A 25,486-nucleotide genomic window follows, 5' to 3' on the forward strand; every position below is an offset into this window, starting at 1 on the left:
TTCCACAAGCTGTGAAAAATAATCCACAATGTTACCAAGTTTTATCCACAGATTGGGGATAAAGTCAGAAACTATTGATTTAGTAAGTTTTTTATCGAAAAATATAGTGGATAACCTTGTGAGATAAAAAAATAAAAGAACAGCCTTATTTCAGGCTGTTGATAATTCTACTGTATTCTTCTTGATTTGAAAAAGAAATAATGATTTTTCCACTATCTTTTTTAGACAGTTTGATTTCTACGTCTACTCCGAGTAGTTTTTTTAACTGTTCTTCTTCATTTTGTATGAAATGATCATTTTTTTGCTGTTTCTTTTGTTTTTTCTCTGTCAGAAGAGCTTCTAACTTCCTTACAGAAATATCTTCTTCTATAATTCGTTGAAAGAAATAGTCTTGTTGTTCCTTATTCAACCCAACTAGAGAACGTGCATGGGCTTGTGATAGTTTGCCACTTTCTACTTCTGATAGGATAGCATATGGCAAGGAAAGCAAACGAATGGAGTTGCTGATATAAGGACGAGACTTGCCCATTTTATTTGCAATTTCAGCATGGGTAAATCCTTTCTCTACGAGAGATTCATAGGCGCGTGCTTCTTCTATTGGATTTAAATTTTCTCTTTGTAAATTTTCAATGATGGACTGGACCATCATTTCTTGGTCTGAAAGTTGTTTAACAACAGCGGGGATAGATGTTAGACCAGCTAAAAGTGAAGCCAGATAGCGTCTCTCTCCTGCAAGGATTTCATAACCAATTACAGGAGATTGACGAACAATAATCGGTTGAATGATACCATTTTCTTTGATAGACTGTGCTAGTTCATCTAGTTTTTCTCTATCAAATTCTTTTCGAGGTTGATAGGGATTTTTTTGTATATCCGTGATAGAAATCATTTCAAATTTTTCCATGATTCTACACTAACACATCTTTTCTCTTATGTAAAGTTTTCTTTACATAGATGTCAATTAAGATTCTAAATCACCTGAACTCTTGTCAAGTTTAATAGATGTAGTTTCTTCTTTACCGTTACGATAGTAAGTGATCTTAATGGTGTCTCCGATAGAATGATTGTAAAGAGCACTTTGTAAGTCTGTTGATGAAGTAATGTCTTTGTCATCTACTTTTGTAATAACATCGTATTTTTCAAGGTGACCATTTGCAGGCATATTACTTTGCACAGAACGAACAACTACACCAGATGTTACACTGCTTGGAATATTAAGTCTTCTGATGTCGCTTGTACTTATATTAGATAAATTAACCATCTGGATTCCCAAAGCTGGGCGTGTCACTTTTCCGTTCTTTTCTAACTGTTCAATAATATTGATAGCATCATTTGCAGGAATTGCGAAACCAAGGCCTTCTACAGATGTTCCTCCATTTGTGGCAATTTTACTTGAGGTAATTCCGATAACCTGTCCTTGAATATTGATTAGTGGGCCACCAGAGTTACCTGGGTTAATAGCAGTATCAGTTTGGATGGCTTTTGTAGAAATGGCTTGTCCATCTTCAGATTTTAAAGATACATTTCGATTAAGACTAGATACGATACCTTGAGTGACAGTATTTGCATATTCAGAACCCAATGGGCTACCAATAGCAATAGCAGTTTCTCCTACGGTTAACTTGCTAGAATCACCAAACTCAGCTACTGTTGTCACTTTTTCTGAAGAGATTTTGACGACAGCAATATCAGAGAAAGTATCCGCTCCGACGATTTCTCCAGGTACTTTAGTCCCATCTGACAATCGAATATCTACTTTGCTGGCGCCATTTATAACGTGATTATTGGTGACGATGTAAGCTTCTTTATCATTCTTTTTATAAATAACTCCCGATCCTTCACTAGAGATTTGCTGAGAATCTGTATCAGTCTCATCATTGCCAAATACGCTATTTTGTCTGTTTGCTGAATAAGTAATAACAGAAACAACAGCATCTTTTACTTTATTAACAGCCTGTGTTGTTGAATTTTCGTTCTTATAGGCAGTTTGTGTGATAGTGCTATTATTGTTGGAGTTGCTTATACTACTTTTTTGAGTTAGTTGAGCTATTGAAAAACTACCCAAGGCTCCACTAAAAAAGCTAATGACGATAACGACTAATAATTGAAACCCTTTTTTGTAAAATGTTTTTAAATGTTTCATATTTGCCTCCATATTTTTGAATTACTGAAAGTATAAACTGACTAGCTTAATTATAACTTAAACACAAAAGTTTTACACAGATTGTGGATAACTTCCAAAAATCTGTGGTTTTCTCGGTTAAAATTAACCTTTTATTTTGTGAATAAGATGTGAAAAAATAGAGAATATGTTAGAATAGAGTCATGAAAATTAAAATTGTAACAGTTGGGAAACTGAAAGAAAAGTATTTAAAAGATGGTATCGCGGAGTATTCAAAACGAATTTCTCGATTTGCTAAACTTGAAATGATTGAGCTAGCAGATGAAAAAACACCAGATAGGGCCAGTGAGTCAGAAAATCAAAAGATTTTAGAAATAGAAGGTCAGAGAATTTTATCAAAAGTTGGTGACCGTGATTTTGTTATTGTGTTAGCCATTGAGGGGAAAACACTTTCTTCAGAAGAATTTAGTAAGCAGTTAGAAGAAGCTTCTATAAAAGGATTTTCTACTCTTACATTTATCATTGGAGGGAGTTTAGGATTATCATCAGCTGTAAAAAAGAGAACCAATCTTTCTGTCAGCTTTGGCCGCTTAACCTTGCCCCATCAGTTAATGAGACTAGTCCTTGTTGAACAAATCTATCGCGCTTTTACGATTCAGCAGGGCTCGCCCTATCATAAATAGAGAATTGACTTTTAATTGATTTTTTGGTAGAATAATTGTGTTAGGTCTCATAGCTCAGCTGGATAGAGCATTCGCCTTCTAAGCGAACGGTCGCAGGTTCGAATCCTGCTGGGATCAATATAATAGCAAAGCTGGGAATTTTCCCGGCTTTTTTCTTAAAAAAGTACACTTGGGGAGAAAAAAATGACAGTTGAGAGAATTTTATCTAAAATGAAATTCCATTTTGTATAATGGTTTTTGTAAGTTAGCTTACAAGAAAAAACATTTTAGGAGATTTTATTATGAAAAACACAGTTAAATTGGAACAGTTTGTAGCTTTGAAGGAAAAAGACTTACAAAAGATTCAAGGTGGGGAAAGTAGACTGTCAAGATTACTCCGTGATTTTATTTTCCAAATAAAACAGTAATGAAATAAGGAGAAAGAGTAATGAATTTGCTTGAATTTGGGACAGTTATTGTTTATTTTTTAATTATTAGTTACAGTTACCATTTAATTTGTAAAGGTCAAGTAAATAGAAGAGAACTATACGTTTTTGGTGCTTATACCTTACTAACAGTAATAGCACTTGATTTTCCCTTCTATCTTCTATATTTAGATGGGTTAGGGATTGCAACATTTTTATTTCCTTTGAGCCTATATTCCTATTTTCGATGGATGAAACAGTATGAGAGGGATAGAGGACTATTCCTAAGTTTACTACTATCTCTTTTATATGAGAGCACTCATAACTTTCTGTCTGTAACTTTCTCCTCTATAACAGGAGACAATTTTGTTTCACAATATCATTCCCCATTCTTTTTCGTTGTAACAGTGTTGACTTATGTTGTTATCTTAAAAATCATTCATTATTTCCACTTAGAACTAAACTATTTTGATAAGGACTACCTTTATCCCTTCTTGAAAAAAGTATTTTTTGCCTTACTATTGCTCCATACTGCATCTTTCGTTTCAGATATAGTAAGTACGGTTAAACATTTGAATAGTTTTGGAAGTATTTTGTCATCTATTGTCTTTATTTCTCTCCTTTTGACCTTCTTTGCAATGAATTCGTATAAAGAACAAATGGAAAAAGAGATTGCTTTGAAGCAGAAGAAATTTGAACAGAAACATTTACAGAATTATACAGATGAAATTGTCGGACTGTATAATGAAATCCGTGGATTTCGACATGATTATGCTGGGATGCTTGTCAGCATGCAGATGGCAATTGACAGTGGTAATTTACAAGAAATTGACAGAGTTTACAATGAAGTTTTGGTCAAAGCAAATCATAAACTGCGTTCAGATAAGTACACTTACTTTGATTTGAACAACATAGAAGATTCAGCTTTACGAAGTTTGGTCGCTCAGTCAATTGTCTATGCTCGAAATAATGGTGTAGAGTTTACACTGGAAGTAAAAGATACGATTACCAAGCTTCCCATTGAACTATTGGATTTGGTTCGTATCATGAGCGTTTTATTGAATAATGCTGTCGAAGGATCGGCTGATAGCTATAAAAAGCAGATGGAAGTAGCAGTTATTAAGATGGAAACTGAAACAGTTATTGTGATTCAGAATTCATGTAAAATGACGATGACTCCTTCAGGAGATCTATTTGCCTTAGGATTCTCCACTAAGGGAAGAAATCGCGGAGTCGGATTAAATAATGTGAAAGAACTACTAGATAAGTACAACAATATTATTTTAGAAACAGAGATGGAAGGCAGTACATTTAGACAAATCATTAGATTTAAGAGGGAATTTGAATGAAAGTTTTAATTTTAGAAGATGTTATTGAACATCAAGTGAGACTAGAGAGAATATTGGATGAAATTTCGAAAGAATCGAATATTCCAATATCATACAAGACAACGGGAAAAGTCCGTGAATTTGAAGAATACATTGAAAATGATGAAGTAAATCAGCTTTATTTCCTAGATATCGATATTCATGGAATTGAGAAAAAGGGATTTGAAGTTGCTCAGCTCATTCGTCATTACAATCCTTACGCTATTATCGTCTTTATCACTAGTCGATCAGAGTTTGCGACTCTAACCTATAAATACCAGGTATCAGCCTTAGATTTTGTTGATAAGGATATCAATGATGAGATGTTTAAGAAGAGAATTGAGCAAAATATCTTCTACACGAAGAGTATGTTACTTGAAAATGAAGATGTTGTAGATTATTTCGACTACAATTACAAGGGAAATGATTTAAAAATTCCTTACCATGATATTTTGTATATTGAAACAACAGGGGTATCTCATAAATTGCGCATTATTGGTAAGAATTTTGCCAAAGAGTTTTATGGTACCATGACAGATATTCAGGAAAAGGACAAACATACTCAGCGATTTTATTCTCCTCACAAGTCATTTTTGGTAAATATAGGCAATATTAGAGAAATTGATCGAAAAAACTTAGAAATTGTTTTCTATGAAGACCATCGTTGTCCTATTTCAAGATTAAAAATTAGAAAATTAAAAGATATTTTAGAGAAAAAATCTCAAAAGTGATTGACAATTAGCAAGAAATTGATATAATGGTTATATCTGCTACAGATAGAAGGTCCGTTGGTCAAGGGGTTAAGACACCGCCTTTTCACGGCGGTAACACGGGTTCGAATCCCGTACGGACTATTTTATCCGCCATAGCTCAGTTGGTAGTAGCGCATGACTGTTAATCATGATGTCGTAGGTTCGAGTCCTACTGGCGGAGTATAGATAAAAGGGGCTCTTTGTCAACTGTAGTGGGTTGATGAAAAGCTAAGATCTAGAAAGGACAAATTTCGTCCTTTCTTTTTTGATGTTCAGAGCGATAAAAATCCGTTTTTTGAAGTTTTCAAAGTTCCGAAAACCAAAGGCATTTCGTTTGATAAGCTTGATGAGATTATTAGTGGCTTCCAATTTTGCGTTAGAATAGGGTAGTTGAAGAGCGTTGACAATTTTCTCTTTGTCCTTGAGAAAGGTTTTAAAGACAGTCTGAAAAAGAGGATGAACCTGCTTTAGATTGTCCTCAATGAGTCCGAAAAATTTGTCAGCTTCCTTATTCTGAAAGTGAAAAAGCAAGAGCTGATAGAGATTATAGTGGTGTCTCAAGTCTTCTGAATAGCTCAAAAGCTTGTCTAGAATCTCTTTATTGGTTAAGTGCATACGAAAAGTAGGGCGATAAAATCGTTTATCACTCAGTTTACGACTATCCTGTTGAATGAGCTTCCAGTAACGTTTGATGGCCTTATATTCATGAGATTTTCGCTCAAATTGCTTCATGATTTGAACACGCACACGACTCATAGCACGGCTTAAATGTTGTACAATATGGAAACGATCTAGAACGATTTTAGCACATGGAAAAAGCTGTTTAGCTAAGGCATAGTAGGGACTAAACATATCCATAGTAATGATTTTCACTCGACAGCGGACGGCTCTATCATATTTAAGAAAGTGATCTCGAATGACAGCTTGCGTTCTACCCTCAAGAACAGTGATGATATTGAACTTTTCAAAGTCCTGAGCAATGAAACTCATCTTTCCTTTAGTGAAGGCATACTCGTCCCAAGACATAATCTCAGGCAGATTTCTAACATTACACTCAAAGTGGAAGTCATTGAGCTTTCGAATGACAGTTGAAGTTGAAATGGCCAGCTGATGGGCAATATCGGTCATAGAAATCTTCTCAATCAACTTTTGCGCAATTTTTTGGTTGATAATACGAGGAATTTGGTGATTTTTCTTGACGATAGAAGTTTCAGCGACCATCATTTTTGAGCACTGATAGCAGTTAAAACGGCGTTTTCTAAGGAGAATTCTAGTAGGCATACCAGTTGTTTCGAGGTAAGGGAGCTTAGATGGTTTTTGAAAGTCATATTTTTTCATTAGACTTCCACAATCAGGACAAGAAGGGGCCTCATAATCCAGTCTAGCGATGATTTCTTTGTGGGTATCCCTATTTATGATGTCTATAATCTGGATATTAGGGTCTTTAATATCGAGTAGTTTTGTGATAAAATGTAATTGTTCCATATGATTCTTTCTAATGATGGTTTTGTCGCTTTTCATTATAGATCTTATGGGACTTTTTTTCTACAACAAAATAGGCTCCATAATATCTATAGGGGATTTACCCACTACAAATATTATAGAGCCATAAAAGGGAACACAGTTGTGTTCCTCTTTTTGTATCAATTTGTATCACCAAGCATTTTCATAAGGAAGTCTGTTATTTCTTGAGGACTTTCTTTTTTTCCATGTGCAATCCAAGTTTGACAGACACCAAAAAGTGCGTGAGTTAGATAGATGCTACTATATTCTAATTCAGTGGTATTAAGATTCAGTTGCATAAATCGCTTTTGTAAATCTGTACTGAGCATGATATGAAGTTTATTTCTTAAGAAATTTTGGATTTCTTTGGTCCCATTTTCAGAAAGAAGGGCAGCCAGAAGTGGTTCTGACTCTAGATATTCAAATACTTCTAAAATAGCATCTCTTTTGTGATGAGCATGTTTTTGAAAAATATATTCAAATGTATGAAATAGCTTGCTTTGATAGTGCTCGATCATATCATACTTATCCTTATAGTGAGTATAGAAGCTGGAACGACTAATTCCGGCTTTTTCTGCTAACTTGACAGTAGAAATTTGATCAAATGGCTGTTCCATGAGTAATTTTACCATAGCATTTTCAATAGTTCGCTTTGTTTTTAAGCGTTTGTTACTTTCTTGCATATTTCCTCCTTGTAAACAAATTAGACTATATGTCTAAAAATAGATTTTTTATCTTGTAATTTAGATTTTTTAATGTAGAATCTATTATATCAAAATTTTAGACAATATGTGTAAAAAAGGAGAAACTATGTTTAAAGAATGGAAAGCAATTTTTAAAAAACCAACCTTTATTATTGTCATGATAGGGATTTCTCTTATTCCAGCTCTGTACAATATCATATTTTTGTCATCAATGTGGGATCCATATGGGCAATTGTCTGACTTACCTGTGGCAGTTGTCAATAATGATAAAGAGGCTTCCTATAATGGTAATAGCATGTCTATAGGGAAAGACATGGTGTCCAATTTAAAAGAAAATAAAACCTTGGATTTTCATTTTGTAGATGAAGAGGAAGGTAAGAAGGGGTTGGAAAATGGCGATTACTATATGGTAGTGACTTTACCAAGTGATCTATCTGAAAAAGCCACTTCTATTTTAACGGATCACCCAGAGCAAATGCAAATCGATTATCAGACTTCAAGTGGTCATAGTTTTATTGCTAGCAAGATGAGTGATTCTGCTATGACACAATTAAAGCAGAATGTTTCTACCAATGTAACCGAGACCTATACCAAAGATTTATTTAACAAAATGATTGATTTAAAGGATGGTATGAATCAAGCAGCTTCTGGTAGTGAAAAATTAACTGATGGAGCGAATCAGTTAGCGACAGGAAGTCAAACATTAACTACTAACCTACACTCTTTAGCAGATTCAAGTTTAACATTTTCAAATGGAACGGAGCAGTTTACTAGAGGATTATCTGCTTATGTTTCTGGTGTTGAACAACTTCATCTTGGCTTAGGAAATTTTAATAGTGGTTTAGTTACATATACTGGTGCAGTGAGTCAATTAGATAGCGGGTTAGGTCAATTATCTTCTAAAAGTCCTGAATTAGTAGGAGGAATCAATCAACTATATACTGGTGTAGAGTCCTATACTGGCGGTGTTTCTCAGCTCAATGCTGGTCTTAATCAATTTTCATCTGGTGTTAGTGTCTATACAAACGGAGTGGGAAATCTTGCAACAGGTGCGAATCAGTTATCTAATCAATCATCTACACTTCGAATGGGTATGGAGCAATTAAATGAAGGGATTCAACAACTTTCTAGCAAGTTAGATGCTTCGTCTGAGCAAAAAGATCAAATTGTTCAATTATCTTCTGGTTTGAATCAGTTAAATCAAGCTATTCAAAATATTGATGTTGGAGATACAAAACAATTAGATTCTGTTTTATCAAGTATAGCATCTCTTTCTAATCAAATGTTAGTAAGTGCTCAGTCTGAAAAAGCAACTACATTAGCCAATATTCAATCGACAGCAACTTATCAATCATTGACAAGTGAGCAACAAGCTGAAATAACTGCTTCTGTATCTCAAAATTCGACTGATAGTATTCAATCGGCTCAGTCAATTGTAGCTTTAGTACAAGGTTTACAGGGAAGTTTGGAAAACTTACAAAATCAATCTTCTAATCTTTCAACACTAAAAAATCAAGCTAATCAAGTATTACCGCTTGCTTCTACTTCTTTGACAGGATTGTCAAGTGGATTAACAGAGATACAAGGAGCTGTTTCTAGTAAATTAGTTCCTGCCAGTCAGTCTATTACATCGGGTGTAAAGGAATATACTGCAGGTGTTGATAAAGTTTCTCAGGGCGCAAGTCAACTAAGTGAAAAGAATTCCACCTTGACAGGTAGTTTGAACCAATTAGTTTCAGGCTCAACTACCTTGACACAAAAATCTTCTAACTTGACAGCAGGAGTTGGTCAATTAGTTGAAAAAACTCCAGAATTAGTGTCTGGTATTGAAAAATTATCAACTGGCTCCAATCAATTGAATCAAAAGAGTCAAGAATTGATAGCAGGAGTTGATAAATTGCAGTCAGGCTCTAGCCAACTAGCTGACAAATCCAGTCAGTTACTTTCAGGTGCTTCTCAATTAGAGAATGGAGCTAATAAATTGGCAGATGGAGCGGGGAAACTAGCAGAAGGTGGAACAAAGTTAACTTCTGGATTGGAAGGTTTACAGACAGGAGTTGCTTCTTTGGGACAAGGATTAGGTAATGCTAGTGATCAACTTAAATCAGCATCAACGGAATCTAAAAATGCAGAGATTTTGTCAAATCCACTCAATCTTTCCAAAACAGACAATGACCAAGTTCCTGTAAATGGAATCGCAATGGCTCCTTATATGATATCAGTTGCTCTCTTTGTTGCAGCAATATCAACGAATATGATCTTTGCGAAGTTGCTTTCAGGACGTCATCCAGAGAGTCGTTGGGCTTGGTTGAAATCTCGATCTGAAATAAATGGTATTATAGCTGTTTTAGCAGGGATTTTGGTATATGGAGGAGTTCATCTTATTGGTCTAACTGCTAATCATGAAATGAAAACATTTATTCTCATCATCTTAACAAGTTTAGTATTCATGTCCATGGTGACCGCTTTAACAACATGGAATAGCCGTATAGGAGCTTTCTTTTCTCTTATTTTGCTTTTATTACAGTTAGCATCAAGTGCAGGTACTTACCCACTTGCTTTGACAAATGATTTCTTTAGAGCTATTAGTCCTTGGTTACCAATGAGTTATTCAGTTTCGGGATTACGACAAACAATCTCTATGACAGGAAATATTCATCATCAAGTCATTTTCCTTGCCGTTATATTAGTACTATTTATTTGTTTAGGTATGCTAGCCTATCAACCTAAGAAAATGGGAGAAGATTAAAAAATCGACCGATTAACTGGTCGATTTTTTAAGCCTTAGATAACTTTCGTCTGTGATTATAGATTCCAAATAGTAAAATAGAAGTAAAGGAACAGATTGCTCCAGTAATAAAACCATTGGGAATGAAGGAAAGTGTAATAGTTCCTTTCCCCTTAGGAATATCAACTTTCATAAAACCAGTTTGAGCTTGTTTAATTTCTATTTTCTTACCATCTTGGTAGGCAGACCAACCTTTGTCATAAGGAATGGTGAAGAAAATGGACGTATCTTGTTTAACATAATATGTAGCAAAGACCTTGTTTTTAGAAGTTGATACTGTTACAGGTTGTTCTTTAATTTTTTGAATTGCCTCAGTTAAAGTTTGGGTATCTAAACGGTAGAAGGTAGGAGATTCAAATGATACTTGTGAATTTCCAGGGAAACTAACATGAATATTGAAAGTTTTTGTCTCTTTTGTATAACCTAGATTAAAGAAGGAGAAGACATTATCAGTTGTAAAAGTTTTCTTTTCTCCATTTACAAGGATGTCAACCTTCTTTTGTTTGTCATTAGAAAAGTGAAGGTTTGTGAAAGAAAGATAAACTTGACTGTTTTCGGGAACCTCAATTTGATACTGGATTGCTGCATCCTCATTTGAAGAACTTGTGACACTAATCAAATCATTAGTATTTTCTGTTTTGTCATAAGGGATTGGAGAAAAATAATCAAAATCGACGTTAGCAAGTTGATTTAAAAACGAGGCTTGATTATCCAAGGTATGTTCATTGAACTTGACATCATTGTAAACAGATTGACTAGCAAAGGCAATCGGAAGAGAGAATTGATTTTCATAAAGGGTAAGATTATCTTTTTGATAGATATCTTTAAAACCATACTTATCAATAGGGTTTTCTGAGATATTGTACTGGATGCCAAATAAACTATCAGTCAAAATACTATTATTGCCATAACGGAGATTGAGATTAGTCCCGGAGGATTTAAACCCCAGTTTATCCAAAGTAGAGCTTGCTGAACGATTTCGCACAGAAGAAAATTGAGAGATTCCATTGTAGTTGAATTTCATACTGTCATTTCCTGTCTGAGTTTCTAGTTTCTCAGTACGGGTAAATTGATTCCCAATATATGTTGAGAAAGATTCCATAGCTGGGATATCTCGATTATAAGCACTTCGAGAAGCAAATCCCCATTCCTTAGCAATTCCGTCCATTTGAGATGAAGCATGTAAACTCATTTCAACCATTATAAATAAAGAGATTAGAATGGCAAACAGTTTTACAGAGATAAACTTTTTGATAACTGCAAGGAGTAAAAGAGAATAGACAACTAAAAATTCAAGAGTAAGCAGAATATTCAAATTTGTTAAAAAAGAATAATGTGATTTTAGATAAATGGTAGCTAAAAATCCTGTTATCACAGGAAAAAGCGAAGCTAAAAAATTCCAGACTTTAATTTCTTTCAGACGATTTAAGACTTCTGCTGCTGTGTAAATTAACAAGGTAGAGAAAATCCAAGCATAGCGATGTAAAAACATATTTGGAGTATGCATACCTTGCCAAAATAAATCAAGAGCTTCTATATAAAAGCTGGCAATTAGAAATGTAAAGAAGATTGCATAGATAAGTTTCACGTGAAACTTAATAGTTTTCAGTGTAAAAAATAAAATAGTCAAAATAAAGGGAAGTAGTCCTACAAAAATCATTGGGATTGCCCCATACTTTGTTGTGTCAAAGGAACCAATGAATTGTTTAGCAAAGAGATCAAGATACCAGCTACTTTCAGTTTGAAACTTTGTAACTTCAGTTAATTTTTCCCCATGTGTCTGTAAATCAAACAGAGTGGGAAGAGTCATAATCAAACTAGTCATACCAGCTAAAAAGGAGATAACTATGAAATCAAGAAAAGATGATTTTCGAGTTTTAAAGTCCCAAGAAATTTGGAAGAGATACCAGAAAATAAGAAACAATGCTGTCATATAGCCAAAATAATAGTTTTGGATAAATAAGATTGACAGACTTGTAAAGTACAATAGGAATTTCTTTTCAGTGATAAGTAGCTGTAAACCAGTTATAATTAAAGGAATCAAGATAAAAACATCTAGCCAGGTTTTTATCTCTAATTGACTGACAGTGAAACTCATCAGAGCACAGGAAGTAGATAAAGCTAGTTTTAAAGGCTTAGGAATCGATTGAAATAATTTATTTAAACTAAAGTAAGTTGACAGTCCAATCAATCCAAATTTTAATAGAGTTGTCAGATAGACAGCATCTGGCATATTAGTTAGATCAAAAAAGTAAACTAGTGGTGAAAGGAAACTACCCAAGTAATAACTAGATAGGGCATAGAAATTCAATCCGAGGCCACTTGTAAAGGTATAAAACAAACTACCATTTCCATGTAGGATATTTCTTAGAGCTACATCAAAAATAACGTATTGATGAAATCCATCTCCTAATAGAGGAGATGGATCGCTATTCCAGTAGATACCTTGAGATAGATATACTCCTGTCATAATGATTACGGGAATGATGAAGGAAACAAAATAGGTCCAATATGTTTTAAAAAATAATTTCATGTTACCTCATAAAATGTTAGAAAACTCAGCTGGTTACCCCAACTGAGTTTTGAAGTTTTATTTAGTCTTTCCAAAGTTCTTTAACTTTTGCTTGTACTTCTGCATTTTCTAGGAATTCATCGTAGGTTTCATCAATACGATCGATGACGCCATTTTTAGACAAGACAATGATATGGTTAGCTAGAGTTTGAATAAACTCGTGGTCATGGCTGGCAAAGATGATTGATTCTTTAAAGTTTTTCAATCCATCATTCAAGCTTGAGATAGATTCCAAGTCTAAGTGATTGGTTGGATCATCAAGTACAAGGACATTTGATTTCAAGAGCATGAGTTTTGAAAGCATGACGCGGACTTTTTCTCCCCCTGATAAAACGTTGACAGGTTTGTTAACCTCATCTCCAGAGAAGAGCATACGGCCGAGGAAACCACGTAGGAAAGTATTGTCATCTTCTTCTTTACTTGCGAATTGACGCAACCAGTCAAGGATTGATTCTCCCCCTGCAAAATCAGCTGAGTTATCTTTTGGAAGGTAAGATTGACTAGTAGTAACTCCCCACTTGACAGTTCCTTCATAGTCAATATCTCCCATGATTGCACGAATCAATGCAGTCGTTTGGATATCATTTTGTCCAATAAGAGCTGTCTTATCACCTGGACGTAAGATAAAGCTGATATTATCTAAAATAGTCTCACCATCAATCTTTACAGTTAGATTTTCTACTGTCAAGAGATCATTACCAATTTCACGTTCTGCTTTAAAGTTGATAAATGGATACTTACGACTAGATGGCACAATCTCTTCTAGCTCAATCTTATCAAGCATTTTCTTACGTGAGGTTGCTTGTCTTGATTTAGAAGCATTGGCAGAGAAACGAGCTACGAATTCTTGCAATTGCTTAATTTTTTCCTCTGCTTTTGCATTACGGTCTGCTAGCAATTTAGCAGCAAGCTCAGAAGATTCCTTCCAGAAGTCGTAGTTTCCGACATAGAGTTTGATTTTTCCAAAGTCAAGGTCGGCCATGTGAGTACATACTTTGTTTAAGAAGTGACGGTCGTGGGATACTACGATAACTGTGTTATCAAAGTCAATCAAGAAGTCTTCTAACCAAGTAATCGATTGGATGTCCAAACCGTTGGTAGGCTCGTCCAAGAGAAGAACATCAGGTTTACCAAAAAGTGCTTTGGCGAGGAGAACTTTTACTTTCTCACCGTTGGCCAATTCGCTCATGTTTTGATAGTGCAATTCTTCTGGAATGTTTAGGTTTTGAAGTAGTTGAGAGGCTTCACTCTCTGCTTCCCAACCTCCAAGCTCGGCAAACTCTCCTTCAAGTTCGGCAGCACGGACTCCATCCTCATCTGAGAAATCTTCCTTCATGTAGATAGCATCTTTCTCTTTCATGATGCTATAAAGTTTTTCATTTCCCATGATAACGACATCAATGGCACGTTCCTCTTCATAGTCAAAGTGATTTTGACGGAGAACAGAGAGACGCTCATCTGGACCAAGAGAGATGTGTCCAGTAGTAGGTTCGATATCTCCAGCTAAAATTTTTAAAAAGGTTGATTTTCCGGCACCATTAGCACCGATTAATCCGTAAGTATTTCCTTCTGTAAATTTGATATTGACATCATCAAAAAGTTTGCGATCACTAAAACGTAGTGAAACATCAGATACTGTAAGCAATGTTTTTCTCCTATATGTGTAATATATTTATTCTACTAGAAAATACAGAAATATTCAAATTTTTATTTGTCAATTTTGTGTAAATTAGATTTACAGAATTCTTTACACAAATTCGTAAATTGCAAGGTTGATTTATTTTAATAAATTGCGGTTATTTCATTAAAAAAATGCTATAATTGAAGTGACTATGTCGAAGGAGAACAAAATGACTAAACCCATTATTTTAACAGGAGACCGTCCAACAGGCAAATTGCATATTGGACATTATGTTGGAAGTCTCAAAAATCGAGTATTATTACAGGAAGAGGATAAGTATGATATGTTTGTGTTCTTGGCTGACCAACAAGCCTTGACAGATCATGCCAAAGATCCTCAAACCATTGTAGAGTCTATCGGAAATGTGGCTTTGGATTACCTTGCAGTTGGATTGGATCCAAGTAAGTCAACTATCTTTATTCAAAGCCAAATTCCAGAATTAGCTGAGTTGTCTATGTATTATATGAATTTGGTTTCATTAGCACGTTTGGAGCGTAATCCAACTGTCAAGACAGAAATTGCTCAGAAAGGCTTTGGAGAAAGTATTCCGACAGGCTTCTTAGTCTATCCAATCGCTCAAGCAGCTGACATCACAGCTTTCAAGGCTAATTATGTTCCTGTTGGGACAGATCAGAAACCAATGATTGAGCAAACTCGTGAAATTGTTCGTTCTTTTAACAATGCATATAAATGTGATGTCTTGGTAGAGCCGGAAGGTATTTATCCAGAAAATGAGAGAGCAGGGCGTTTGCCTGGTTTAGATGGAAATGCTAAAATGTCTAAATCACTCAATAATGGTATTTATTTAGCTGATGATGCGGATACTTTGCGTAAAAAAGTAATGAGTATGTATACAGATCCAGATCATATTCGAGTGGAAGATCCAGGTAAAATTGAAGGAAATATGGTTTTCCATTATCTAGATGTTTTTGGTAGCCCAGAAGATGCTCAAGAAATTGCTGACATGAAAGAACATTATCAACGAGGTGGTCTTGGTGATGTGAAGACCAAGCGTTATCTACTTGAAATATTAGAACGTGAACTGGGTCCTATTCGTGAGCGCCGTATCGAATTTGCTAAGGATATGGGAGAAGTTTATAATATGCTTCAAAAAGGTAGTGAAAGAGCGCGTGAAGTTGCAGGTCAAACCCTATCTGAGGTTAAAGGAGCAATGGGACTTCATTACTTTAACTAAGTTTATTTTACAAGAAACTATCATTTCTATCTCAAAGAAAAGATAGTTTTTTATTTACCCCTGTAACATTTGACAAATTTTTATAGAATGGTATGATAGATACAATATAAAAAGAGTCAAGCTCAAAAAGAAAGAAAAGAGGAAACTTCGAATGTCTAATTGGGACACTAAATTTTTGAAAAAAGGTTTTACCTTTGATGATGTATTGCTTATTCCAGCTGAAAGTCATGTGTTGCCTAACGATGCAGATTTAACAACTAAATTGGCAGATAATCTGACTTTAAATATCCCAATTATTACCGCTGCTATGGACACAGTTACAGAGAGTCAAATGGCCATTGCTATTGCTCGTGCAGGCGGTCTCGGAGTTATCCATAAAAACATGTCAATTGCTCAACAAGCAGACGAGGTTCGTAAGGTAAAACGTTCTGAAAATGGAGTTATTATTGATCCGTTCTTCTTGACGCCTGAACATACAATTGCTGAAGCAGATGAGCTTATGGGTCGTTACCGCATCAGTGGTGTTCCAGTTGTTGAAACACTTGAAAATCGTAAATTGGTTGGTATTTTGACAAACCGAGATCTTCGTTTTATTTCAGACTATAACCAACCAATCTCAAATCATATGACCAGTGAAAATCTTGTGACTGCTCCTGTAGGTACAGATCTTTCAACAGCTGAGAGTATTCTTCAAGAGCACCGTATTGAAAAGCTTCCTTTGGTCGATGAAGAAGGTCGTCTTTCTGGTTTGATTACTATCAAAGATATTGAAAAAGTTATTGAGTTTCCAAATGCGGCGAAAGATGAGTTTGGTCGTCTTCTAGTTGCAGGTGCAGTAGGTGTTACTTCAGATACCTTTGAACGTGCAGAGGCGCTTTTTGAGGCAGGGGCGGATGCGATTGTTATTGATACTGCACATGGTCATTCTGCAGGTGTCTTGCGTAAAATTGCTGAGATTCGTGCTCACTTCCCAGATCGTACTTTGATTGCTGGAAATATTGCAACTGCTGAAGGTGCACGTGCCCTTTATGAAGCAGGTGTAGATGTTGTCAAGGTTGGTATTGGACCAGGTTCTATCTGTACTACTCGAGTAATTGCTGGTGTTGGTGTTCCACAAGTAACAGCTATCTATGATGCTGCAGCTGTTGCGCGTGAATATGGAAAAACGATCATTGCTGATGGTGGAATCAAGTATTCTGGAGATATTGTAAAAGCTCTTGCTGCTGGTGGAAACGCTGTTATGCTTGGATCTATGTTTGCTGGAACTGATGAAGCTCCAGGCGAAACTGAAATCTTCCAAGGACGTAAATTCAAGACTTACCGTGGTATGGGATCAATCGCTGCTATGAAGAAAGGTTCAAGCGATCGTTACTTCCAAGGTTCTGTCAATGAAGCAAATAAACTTGTTCCAGAAGGAATTGAAGGTCGTGTTGCTTATAAAGGAGCGGCAGCTGATATTGTCTTTCAAATGATTGGCGGTATTCGCTCTGGTATGGGTTACTGTGGTGCAGCTAACCTTAAAGAACTACACGATAATGCTCAATTTATTGAAATGTCTGGTGCTGGTTTGAAAGAAAGTCACCCTCACGATGTACAAATTACTAATGAGGCGCCAAATTATTCTATGTAAAAGAAATGAAAAGAACTCCTGCAAAAACAGGAGTTCTTTTACAATGTTGTCAATTTTAATTTACACTAACTTTACCATCCTGAATAGTGAAAATACTTAGATTTTCTGGTAGATTTTGAAGATGATCTAAGCTTGTTGTCGTGATAAAGGTTTGGATTGACTGAGAAATCGTTTCTAATAATTTTAGTTGTCTAGTGTTGTCAAGTTCGCTCATCACATCGTCAAGCAGTAATATTGGAGATTCTGTAGTGATGCTTTCCATTAATTCGATTTCTGCTAATTTTATCGAGAGGACGAGACTACGATGTTGACCTTGACTTCCAAAACTAGCATCCATCCCATTTATATAAAAAGAAATATCATCTCGATGAGGACCAACACCAGTATTTCTTTTAAATAAATCTCTAGATTTACTTTTTTCTAAAGCGATTTTGAAAGATTCAGATAAGTCTTCCTTGTCAGTTATCTTTACAGAAGATTGATAGGATATTGACAACTCTTCAATCTGATTAGAAAGTTCAAAATGTTTCTTACGGCCAAAATGTTCTAGTTTTTTTATGAAATCTAAGCGGTGATTCATCACACGACATCCATAATCAACTAGCTGATCATCCAACACTGAAAGGAAGGTTTCATCTATTGTTTGAGCTGATTTTAGATAAGTGTTTCTTTGTTTTAGGATGTGATTATAATTGGTTAAATCTGATAAATAGATTGGCTTAATTTGCCCAAGCTCCATATCAATGAATTTCCGTCGAACTGAAGGTGCTCCTTTAATTAGTTGTAAATCTTCAGGAGCAAATAAGACAACATTCATGTGTCCTACATAATCTGAAAGTCGTGCCTGTTTTAAATGATTAACTTTTGTCACACGTCCTTTTTGTGTGAGTTCGATTTCGAGAGGAATGGATCCCGTATTTTTCTGAACAAGACCTGAAAGATGAAGTTGTTCCTCATCAAAATGAATGAGATTTTTATCTGTTCGAGTTCGATGACTACGCGTTAAGGCTAAAAAATAGATAGCCTCTAACATGTTTGTTTTTCCTTGTGCATTGCGTCCTAAAAAGACATTTAATTTAGGATTAAAGTCTATTTTCGTCTCTTTGTAGTTACGAAAAGTTTTGAGAGATAGGTGTTGTAGCCACATGATTATCTACCAGGAAATCGTGGAGCTTGTTTGCTTTTGGGTGATGAAGTAGGTTTTGATTTGTCTTTTTTTACTCCTTTATTCATCTCCTTAACAAGTTTAGCGATTCGTTCTTTTTCAACTTTATCAGCTTGGTATTCATCTTGCTCCTCAGAAGTAGGTTGTGTCAACAAGATGTCAATATTCATGTCAGGGATGTCAATTTTATCACCAATACGAAGTTTTTTACCACGACGACTCTCTAATTCCCCATTAAAGTAAACAGAATGTTCAGAGAGAAATGATTTGATAGCTCCTCCGCTATGTGTAATTCCAAGTTCTTTGAGTAGTGCTTGGAGGGTAATAAATTCTTCAAATAGTTTGTATTCCATAATTCACCTCAATCTTTGGTATTATACCATATTTTCCTAAAAATAGTGAGAGAAATAGGGAGAAATGTAAGCGATTTTTATTTCAAAACCGTTACAGAGAACAAGAAAATTTCAGGTTTTCGTGATATAATAGAAGTCTGTATATAAGGAGGTAAATCATGGAGTTAGTGCATGGAATTTCAACACATTTTATCCAATCAAAGAAGTTTAAAACGAACAAAATTACCGTGCGTTTTACCGCTCCATTATCCCTTGATACGATTGCAGGTCGCATGTTGAGTGCGAGTATGCTAGAGACTGCTAATCAGATGTACTCCACTTCTCAAGCTTTGAGGAGACACTTGGCCAGTCTATACGGTACAGATATGTCAACCAATTGTTTCAGAAGAGGGCAAAGTCACATTATAGAATTGACATTTACCTATGTTCGTGATGAGTTTTTAAGTAAGAAAAATGTGTTAACTTCACAGGTTTTGGAACTAGTAAAAGAAACTCTTTTTTCACCCGTAGTAGTTGATAATGGGTTTGATTCGGCCTTATTTGAAATTGAGAAAAAACAATTGCTAGCAAGTTTAGCAGCTGATATGGATGATTCTTTTTATTTTACACATAAAGAATTGGATAAATTGTTTTTTCATGATGAACGTCTTCAATTGGAATATAGTGATTTACGAAATCGTATTTTAGCTGAAACTCCACAAAGTTCTTATTCTTGTTTCCAAGAATTTTTGGCCAATGATCGAATCGATTTCTTTTTCCTAGGTGATTTTAATGAGGTTGAAATTCAAAATGTATTAGAATCATTTGCCTTTAAAGGTCGAGAAGGAGATGTGAAGGTCCAGTATTGTCAACCTTATTCCAATATCCTTCAGGAAGGTGTGGTTCGGAAAAATGTGGGACAATCCATTTTGGAATTAGGTTATCATTGCCCTTCTGAATATGGTGATGAGCAACATTTACCCATGATTGTAATGAATGGTTTACTTGGTGGATTTGCTCACTCTAAACTATTTACAAATGTCCGTGAAAATGCTGGATTGGCTTACACTATTTCAAGTCAGCTTGATTTGTTTAGTGGATTCTTGAGGATGTATGCTGGTATCGATCGAGAAAATCGAAACCAGACTCGTAAAATGATGAATAATCAACTGCTTGATTTAAAAAAAGGTTATTTTACAGAGCTTGAGCTAGAGCAGACCAAGGAAATGATTCGTCGGTCTTTGTTACTTTCTCAAGATAATCAAGGTTCATTGATTGAACGTGCTTATCAAAATGCCTTACTTGGAAAATCTTCAGCAGACTTTAAAAGTTGGATTACAAAACTCGAGCAAGTTGACAAAGATGCTATTTGTAGAGCAGCTAATAATGTGAAACTACAAGCGATTTACTTTATGGAAGGAATAGAATGACAAAGGTTGTTTTTGAAGAAAAATACTATCCAGCTGTAAAAGAAATGGTTTATCGAACTCGTTTGGCCAACGGATTGACAGTTGCTCTTTTGCCTAAAAAGGAATTTAAAGAGGTTTACGGGAGTGTCACTGTTCAGTTTGGTTCGGTAGATACGCTTGTCACAGAAGTTGACGGAGATGTAAAACAATATCCTGCAGGAATTGCTCATTTTCTTGAACATAAATTATTTGAAAGAGAAGATGCTAGTGATTTGATGTCAGCTTTTACGAGTCTAGGTGCAGATAGCAATGCCTTTACAAGCTTTACAAAAACAAACTATCTTTTTTCATCGACGGATTATCTCTTAGAGAATTTAGATTTACTTGATGAATTGGTAACATCAGCACACTTTACTGAAGCTTCCATTTTGAGAGAGCAGGATATTATCCAGCAAGAACGAGAAATGTATCAAGATGATCCAGATTCGTGTTTATTCTTTTCAACCTTAGCGAATTTGTATCCTGGTACTCCTTTAGCAACTGATATAGTTGGAAGTGAGGAGTCCATTTCCCAAATCAATCTAACTAATTTGCAAGAAAATTTTACAAGGTTTTACAAATCTGTAAACATGTCTCTGTTTTTAGTTGGTAATTTTGATGTAGAGCTAGTTCAGGGTTACTTTGAAAGAAAAGAACTGAAAGATTTAGATGTTCAGGAAGTAGTAAGAGAAAAATTTGTTTTACAGGCTGTAAAGCAAACAGACAGTATGAGAATGGAAGTGTCTTCTCCCAAACTAGCGATTGGAGTTAGAGGTAAGCGAAAAGTTGCTGAGGCGGATTGCTATCGACATCATATTTTATTAAAATTATTGTTTGCAATGATGTTTGGTTGGACTTCGGATCGTTTTCAAAAGTTATATGAATCAGGTAAAATAGATGCTTCCTTATCTCTTGAAATTGAAGTAACAAGTCGTTTTCATTTTGTCATGTTGACAATGGATACGAAAGAGCCAGTTGCTTTATCTCATCAATTTAGGAAGGCCATTCGTAATTTTACAAAGGATTTAGATATTACAGAGGATCATTTAGATATTATCAAAAGAGAGATGTTTGGAGAATTTTTCAGTAGCATGAACTCTCTTGAATTGCTTGCAACGCAATATGATGCTTTTGAACATGGTGAGACAATTTTTGATTTACCAAAGATTTTACAGGAAATTACTTTAGAGGATGTCCTTGATGCTGGACATCATTTAATAGATGATGGTGACATAGTTGATTTTACAATATTCCCATCGTAGTAACCTATCATAATAGACACTAGAAAGAAGGGATGACAAGTATGAGAAAAAAAACAATTGGTGAGGTTTTACGATTAGCTAGAATCAATCAGGGATTGAGTTTAGATGAATTGCAGAAAAAGACAGAAATCCAGTTAGATATGTTGGAAGCAATGGAAGCAGACGATTTCGATCAACTTCCAAGTCCTTTTTACACACGTTCTTTCTTGAGAAAATATGCATGGGCTGTTGAGTTAGATGACCAAATTGTTTTGGATGCTTATGATTCTGGGAGTATGATTACTTATGAGGAAGTAGATGTTGATGAAGATGAGTTGACAGGTCGTAGACGTTCAAGTAAGAAAAAGAAGAAAAAAACATCATTTTTACCTTTATTTTATTTTATCCTTTTTGCCTTATCGATTTTAATTTTTGTGACCTATTATGTTTGGAACTATATTCAAACTCAACCAGAGGGGCCTTCTCTTTCTAATTACAGTGTGGTTCAATCAACAAGTTCAATAAGTTCAACTAGCTCTGTTCCTCACTCATCAAGTAGTAGTTCATCTAGCAGTTCTTCTAGTGTAGAATCAGCTATAAGTGTATCAGGCGAAGGAAATCATGTAGAAATCGCTTATAAGACAGGTAAGGAGACAGTTAAATTGCAATTGGCAGTTTCAGATGTTACAAGTTGGGTCAGCGTTTCAGAAAGCGAACTTGAGGGCGGTGTAACCTTATCACCGGATAATAAAAGTGCAGAAGCAACAGTTGCAACTAAAAGTCCTGTAACCATTACCTTAGGTGTTGTAAAAGGTGTTACTTTGACAGTAGATAATCAGACTGTTGATTTATCGAAGTTAACAGCTCAAACTGGACAAATCACTGTAACCTTTACTAAAAATTAAGGAAAAACGAATGAAAAAAGAACAAATTCCCAATCTCTTAACAATAGGTCGAATTCTCTTTATACCTATTTTTATCTTTATTTTAACGATAGGAAATTCGATAGAAAGTCATATGGTAGCGGCTATTATCTTTGCTGTTGCCAGTATTACCGACTATTTAGATGGATATTTAGCTCGTAAATGGAATGTAGTCAGTAATTTCGGTAAATTTGCAGATCCTATGGCGGATAAGCTACTAGTTATGTCGGCTTTTATTATGTTGATTGAGCTAGGTATGGCTCCAGCTTGGATTGTTGCAGTGATCATCTGTCGTGAGTTGGCTGTGACAGGTTTAAGGCTTTTATTGGTTGAAACTGGTGGAACAGTTTTAGCAGCAGCAATGCCTGGAAAAATTAAAACTTTCAGTCAGATGTTTGCCATTATTTTCTTGCTATTACACTGGACTTTGCTTGGTCAAGTTCTACTTTATGTAGCCTTGTTTTTCACTATCTACTCTGGCTATGATTATTTCAAGGGTAGTGCCTATGTATTTAAAGGGACATTTGGTTCGAAATGAAATCAGTAATTGATGTAAAAAATCTTTCTTTTCGTTATAAGGAAAGTCAGGAATACTATGATGTGAAGGATATTACGTTTCACGTGAAACGTGGAGAATGGCTTTCGATTGTAGGGCATAATGGTAGTGGTAAATCAACGACGGTTCGCTTAATTGATGGCTTACTAGAAGCAGAATCTGGAGAGATTGTAATTGATGGCCAACGGCTAACTGAGGAAAATGTTTGGAATATACGTCGTCAAATCGGTATGGTTTTTCAAAATCCAGACAATCAGTTTGTTGGAGCGACTGTTGAAGACGATGTTGCCTTTGGTTTGGAAAATCAGGGCCTTTCTCGTCAAGAAATGAAAAAGAGAGTGGAAGAAGCTCTGGATTTGGTTGGCATGTTGGACTTTAAAAAGAGAGAGCCAGCACGTTTATCGGGTGGCCAAAAGCAACGTGTGGCCATTGCAGGTGTTGTAGCCCTAAGACCAGCTATTTTAATCCTAGATGAAGCAACGAGTATGTTGGATCCTGAGGGGCGTAGAGAACTGATTGAGACAGTAAAAGGAATTCGGAAAGACTATGATATGACGGTCATTTCCATTACCCATGATTTGGAAGAAGTTGCCATGAGTGATCGTGTATTGGTCATGAAAAAAGGGTCAATTGAATCAACTAGTAGTCCAAGAGATCTTTTCTCTCGAAATGATTTAGATCAAATTGGATTAGACAATCCTTTTGCCAATCAATTAAAACATTCTTTGAACCAGAATGGCTATGATTTACCTGAAAATTATTTGACAGAAAGTGAGCTAGAGGATAAGCTATGGGAATTGCTCTAGAAAATGTGAGTTTTACATATCAAGAAGGGACTCCCTTAGCTTCAGCAGCTTTGTCGGATGTTTCTTTGACGATTGAAGATGGTTCTTATACAGCTTTAATTGGGCACACAGGTAGTGGTAAATCAACTATTTTACAACTCTTAAATGGTTTATTGGTACCAAGTCAAGGAAGTGTGCGAGTTTTTGATACCTTAATCACCTCGACTTCTAAAAATAAAGATATTCGTCAAATTAGAAAACAGGTTGGCTTGGTATTTCAGTTTGCTGAAAATCAGATTTTTGAAGAAACGGTTTTAAAAGACGTTGCTTTTGGACCGCAAAATTTTGGAGTTTCTGAAGAAGAAGCAGAGAAGATTGCTCGTGAGAAACTGGCTCTGGTTGGAATTGATGAATCACTTTTTAATCGTAGTCCGTTTGAGTTGTCAGGTGGACAAATGAGACGTGTCGCCATTGCAGGCATACTTGCCATGGAACCAGCCATATTAGTCTTAGATGAGCCAACAGCTGGCCTAGATCCTTTGGGTAGAAAAGAGTTGATGAACTTGTTCAAAAAACTCCACCAGTCAGGGATGACCATCGTCTTGGTAACGCACTTGATGGATGATGTTGCTGAATATGCGAATCAAGTCTATGTAATGGAAAAGGGACGTTTAGTTAAGGGTGGTAAACCAAGTGATGTCTTTCAAGATGTTGTCTTTATGGAAGAAGTGCAGTTGGGAGTACCTAAAATTACAGCCTTTTGTAAACGATTGGCTGATAGAGGCGTGTCATTTAAACGATTACCGATTAAGATAGAGGAGTTCAAGGAGTCGCTAAATGGATAGTATGATTTTGGGGCGTTATATCCCAGGGGATTCGATAGTTCATCGATTGGACCCACGTAGCAAATTACTGGCTATGATGCTACTGATTTTGATCGTTTTTTGGGCTAATAATCCTTTGACGAATCTGATTCTTTTTATAGTAACAGGGATATTTATTGCCTTGTCAGGAGTATCTATTTCATTTTTTATTCAGGGCTTGAAGTCTATGTTTTTTTTGATTGCCTTCACAACTATTTTTCAACTGTTTTTCATTTCTAATGGGAATGTTTTATTTGAATTTTCGTTTGTGAGAATCACGGATTATGCTCTGCAACAAGCTGGAATTATTTTTTGTCGCTTTGTATTGATTATTTTCTTTTCAACTTTGTTAACCTTAACAACAATGCCCTTAAGTTTGGCATCAGCTGTCGAAGCTTTATTAGCACCTTTAAAGCGTGTGAAAGTTCCAGTTCATGAAATTGGCTTAATGCTATCTATGAGTTTGCGTTTTGTTCCGACCTTAATGGATGATACGACGCGGATTATGAATGCACAGAAAGCACGTGGAGTGGATTTTGGTGAAGGAAGCATCGTTCAAAAAGTAAAGGCGATGATTCCCATTTTGATTCCTCTTTTTGCGACAAGTTTAAAACGTGCAGATTCCTTGGCTATCGCCATGGAAGCGCGTGGTTATCAGGGTGGAAAAGGTAGAAGTCAATACCGACAATTGAAATGGACTCGAAAGGATACGCTGACCATTCTTGTTGTTCTCGTACTTGGTTGTTGTTTATTTTTCTTAAAATCTTAGTAG

The 25,486-nt window shown here is 35.6% G+C and carries 22 protein-coding genes and 3 tRNA genes; 17 read left to right on the forward strand and 8 right to left on the reverse strand.

The window, feature by feature from the left end; translation table 11 throughout:
- Window positions 1-145: 145 nt before the first annotated feature.
- Together HW098_RS03125 and HW098_RS03130 are read right to left on the reverse strand one after the other, a co-directional pair.
- Window positions 146-904, reverse strand: a complete 759-nt coding sequence (locus tag HW098_RS03125) for a ParB/RepB/Spo0J family partition protein (protein ID WP_176139266.1) — start codon at window positions 902-904, stop codon at window positions 146-148.
- Between the two features lie 57 nt (window positions 905-961).
- Window positions 962-2,143 (reverse strand): S1C family serine protease, encoded by a 1,182-nt coding sequence (locus HW098_RS03130; RefSeq protein WP_176139267.1) that lies wholly within the window; start codon window positions 2,141-2,143, stop codon window positions 962-964.
- Window positions 2,144-2,325: 182 nt separating this feature from the next.
- On the opposite strand from HW098_RS03130, the gene rlmH reads away from it, so the two are divergent.
- The 7 genes from rlmH to HW098_RS03165 all read left to right on the forward strand — a co-directional run bounded on the left by rlmH (window position 2,326) and on the right by HW098_RS03165 (window position 5,509).
- The gene (rlmH, locus tag HW098_RS03135) at window positions 2,326-2,805 is read left to right on the forward strand and encodes a 23S rRNA (pseudouridine(1915)-N(3))-methyltransferase RlmH (protein WP_176139268.1); all 480 of its coding nucleotides are present in this window, start codon (window positions 2,326-2,328) and stop codon (window positions 2,803-2,805) included.
- A 43-nt stretch (window positions 2,806-2,848) separates the two neighbouring features.
- Window positions 2,849-2,922, forward strand: a tRNA-Arg gene (locus tag HW098_RS03140).
- A 164-nt stretch (window positions 2,923-3,086) separates the two neighbouring features.
- Entirely contained in the window at window positions 3,087-3,212 is a 126-nt protein-coding gene (gene comC / locus HW098_RS03145; RefSeq protein WP_004255280.1) for a competence-stimulating peptide ComC, read from the forward strand.
- 20 nt (window positions 3,213-3,232) lie between these two features.
- Window positions 3,233-4,558, forward strand: a complete 1,326-nt coding sequence (comD, locus tag HW098_RS03150) for a competence system sensor histidine kinase ComD (RefSeq protein ID WP_176139269.1) — start codon at window positions 3,233-3,235, stop codon at window positions 4,556-4,558.
- Window positions 4,555-5,307, forward strand: a complete 753-nt coding sequence (gene comE / locus HW098_RS03155) for a competence system response regulator transcription factor ComE (RefSeq protein ID WP_000866065.1) — start codon at window positions 4,555-4,557, stop codon at window positions 5,305-5,307. Before comD ends, comE begins: the two co-directional genes overlap by 4 nt.
- Window positions 5,308-5,358: 51 nt before the next feature.
- A tRNA-Glu gene (locus HW098_RS03160) sits at window positions 5,359-5,430 on the forward strand.
- Window positions 5,431-5,435: 5 nt separating this feature from the next.
- Window positions 5,436-5,509 (forward strand) — tRNA-Asn (locus HW098_RS03165).
- Between the two features lie 47 nt (window positions 5,510-5,556).
- On the opposite strand, the gene HW098_RS03170 is transcribed toward HW098_RS03165, so the two are convergent.
- A complete protein-coding gene (locus HW098_RS03170; RefSeq protein ID WP_176139270.1) occupies window positions 5,557-6,813 on the reverse strand; it encodes an ISL3 family transposase in 1,257 nt (418 codons plus the stop codon).
- 158 nt (window positions 6,814-6,971) lie between these two features.
- The gene (locus tag HW098_RS03175) at window positions 6,972-7,514 is read right to left on the reverse strand and encodes a TetR/AcrR family transcriptional regulator (RefSeq protein WP_176139271.1); all 543 of its coding nucleotides are present in this window, start codon (window positions 7,512-7,514) and stop codon (window positions 6,972-6,974) included.
- 127 nt (window positions 7,515-7,641) lie between these two features.
- On the opposite strand from HW098_RS03175, the gene HW098_RS03180 reads away from it, so the two are divergent.
- Window positions 7,642-10,284, forward strand: coding sequence for a YhgE/Pip domain-containing protein (locus tag HW098_RS03180; RefSeq protein WP_176139272.1), 2,643 nt, complete (start codon window positions 7,642-7,644; stop codon window positions 10,282-10,284).
- Window positions 10,285-10,312: 28 nt separating this feature from the next.
- Here the strand turns inward: HW098_RS03180 and HW098_RS03185 are convergent, their stop codons facing one another.
- The gene (locus tag HW098_RS03185) at window positions 10,313-12,856 is read right to left on the reverse strand and encodes a YfhO family protein (RefSeq protein ID WP_176139273.1); all 2,544 of its coding nucleotides are present in this window, start codon (window positions 12,854-12,856) and stop codon (window positions 10,313-10,315) included.
- A 61-nt stretch (window positions 12,857-12,917) separates the two neighbouring features.
- Entirely contained in the window at window positions 12,918-14,540 is a 1,623-nt protein-coding gene (locus tag HW098_RS03190) for an ATP-binding cassette domain-containing protein (RefSeq protein WP_064276838.1), read from the reverse strand.
- Window positions 14,541-14,745: 205 nt separating this feature from the next.
- Between HW098_RS03190 and trpS the strand changes: the two genes are divergently transcribed.
- Together trpS and guaB are read left to right on the forward strand one after the other, a co-directional pair.
- Complete coding sequence (gene trpS, locus HW098_RS03195; RefSeq protein ID WP_176139274.1) at window positions 14,746-15,771, forward strand: tryptophan--tRNA ligase; 1,026 nt, start codon at window positions 14,746-14,748, stop codon at window positions 15,769-15,771.
- Window positions 15,772-15,922: 151 nt separating this feature from the next.
- The gene (gene guaB / locus HW098_RS03200; protein WP_000073430.1) at window positions 15,923-17,401 is read left to right on the forward strand and encodes an IMP dehydrogenase; all 1,479 of its coding nucleotides are present in this window, start codon (window positions 15,923-15,925) and stop codon (window positions 17,399-17,401) included.
- A 55-nt stretch (window positions 17,402-17,456) separates the two neighbouring features.
- On the opposite strand, the gene recF is transcribed toward guaB, so the two are convergent.
- Both recF and yaaA read right to left on the reverse strand, forming a co-directional pair.
- A complete protein-coding gene (recF, locus tag HW098_RS03205) occupies window positions 17,457-18,548 on the reverse strand; it encodes a DNA replication/repair protein RecF (protein WP_176139275.1) in 1,092 nt (363 codons plus the stop codon).
- Between the two features lie 2 nt (window positions 18,549-18,550).
- Window positions 18,551-18,919: a S4 domain-containing protein YaaA gene (yaaA, locus tag HW098_RS03210; RefSeq protein WP_004255298.1), complete on the reverse strand. Its 369-nt coding sequence runs from the start codon at window positions 18,917-18,919 to the stop codon at window positions 18,551-18,553.
- A 158-nt stretch (window positions 18,920-19,077) separates the two neighbouring features.
- Here yaaA and HW098_RS03215 point away from each other — a divergent pair, with 158 nt between their 5' ends.
- Genes HW098_RS03215 through HW098_RS03245 form a run of 7 tightly spaced genes read left to right on the forward strand, consistent with a single transcriptional unit; the run spans window position 19,078 to window position 25,483 of the window.
- Complete coding sequence (locus HW098_RS03215) at window positions 19,078-20,328, forward strand: pitrilysin family protein (protein ID WP_176139276.1); 1,251 nt, start codon at window positions 19,078-19,080, stop codon at window positions 20,326-20,328.
- Window positions 20,325-21,608, forward strand: a complete 1,284-nt coding sequence (locus HW098_RS03220; protein ID WP_176139277.1) for a pitrilysin family protein — start codon at window positions 20,325-20,327, stop codon at window positions 21,606-21,608. The genes HW098_RS03215 and HW098_RS03220 overlap by 4 nt, the downstream gene beginning before the upstream one ends.
- Window positions 21,609-21,649: 41 nt before the next feature.
- Entirely contained in the window at window positions 21,650-22,492 is an 843-nt protein-coding gene (gene rodZ / locus HW098_RS03225) for a cytoskeleton protein RodZ (protein WP_173306566.1), read from the forward strand.
- 10 nt (window positions 22,493-22,502) lie between these two features.
- Window positions 22,503-23,048: a CDP-diacylglycerol--glycerol-3-phosphate 3-phosphatidyltransferase gene (pgsA, locus tag HW098_RS03230; RefSeq protein ID WP_176139278.1), complete on the forward strand. Its 546-nt coding sequence runs from the start codon at window positions 22,503-22,505 to the stop codon at window positions 23,046-23,048.
- Window positions 23,045-23,872, forward strand: coding sequence for an energy-coupling factor ABC transporter ATP-binding protein (locus HW098_RS03235; RefSeq protein ID WP_173224848.1), 828 nt, complete (start codon window positions 23,045-23,047; stop codon window positions 23,870-23,872). Before pgsA ends, HW098_RS03235 begins: the two co-directional genes overlap by 4 nt.
- The gene (locus HW098_RS03240) at window positions 23,857-24,696 is read left to right on the forward strand and encodes an energy-coupling factor transporter ATPase (RefSeq protein ID WP_176139279.1); all 840 of its coding nucleotides are present in this window, start codon (window positions 23,857-23,859) and stop codon (window positions 24,694-24,696) included. Before HW098_RS03235 ends, HW098_RS03240 begins: the two co-directional genes overlap by 16 nt.
- Entirely contained in the window at window positions 24,689-25,483 is a 795-nt protein-coding gene (locus tag HW098_RS03245; RefSeq protein ID WP_176139280.1) for an energy-coupling factor transporter transmembrane protein EcfT, read from the forward strand. Before HW098_RS03240 ends, HW098_RS03245 begins: the two co-directional genes overlap by 8 nt.
- Window positions 25,484-25,486: the final 3 nt, after the last annotated feature.

The sequence above is a fragment of the Streptococcus sp. 1453 genome (assembly GCF_013276955.1).
In the GTDB taxonomy this organism is placed as follows: Bacteria; Bacillota; Bacilli; order Lactobacillales; family Streptococcaceae; genus Streptococcus.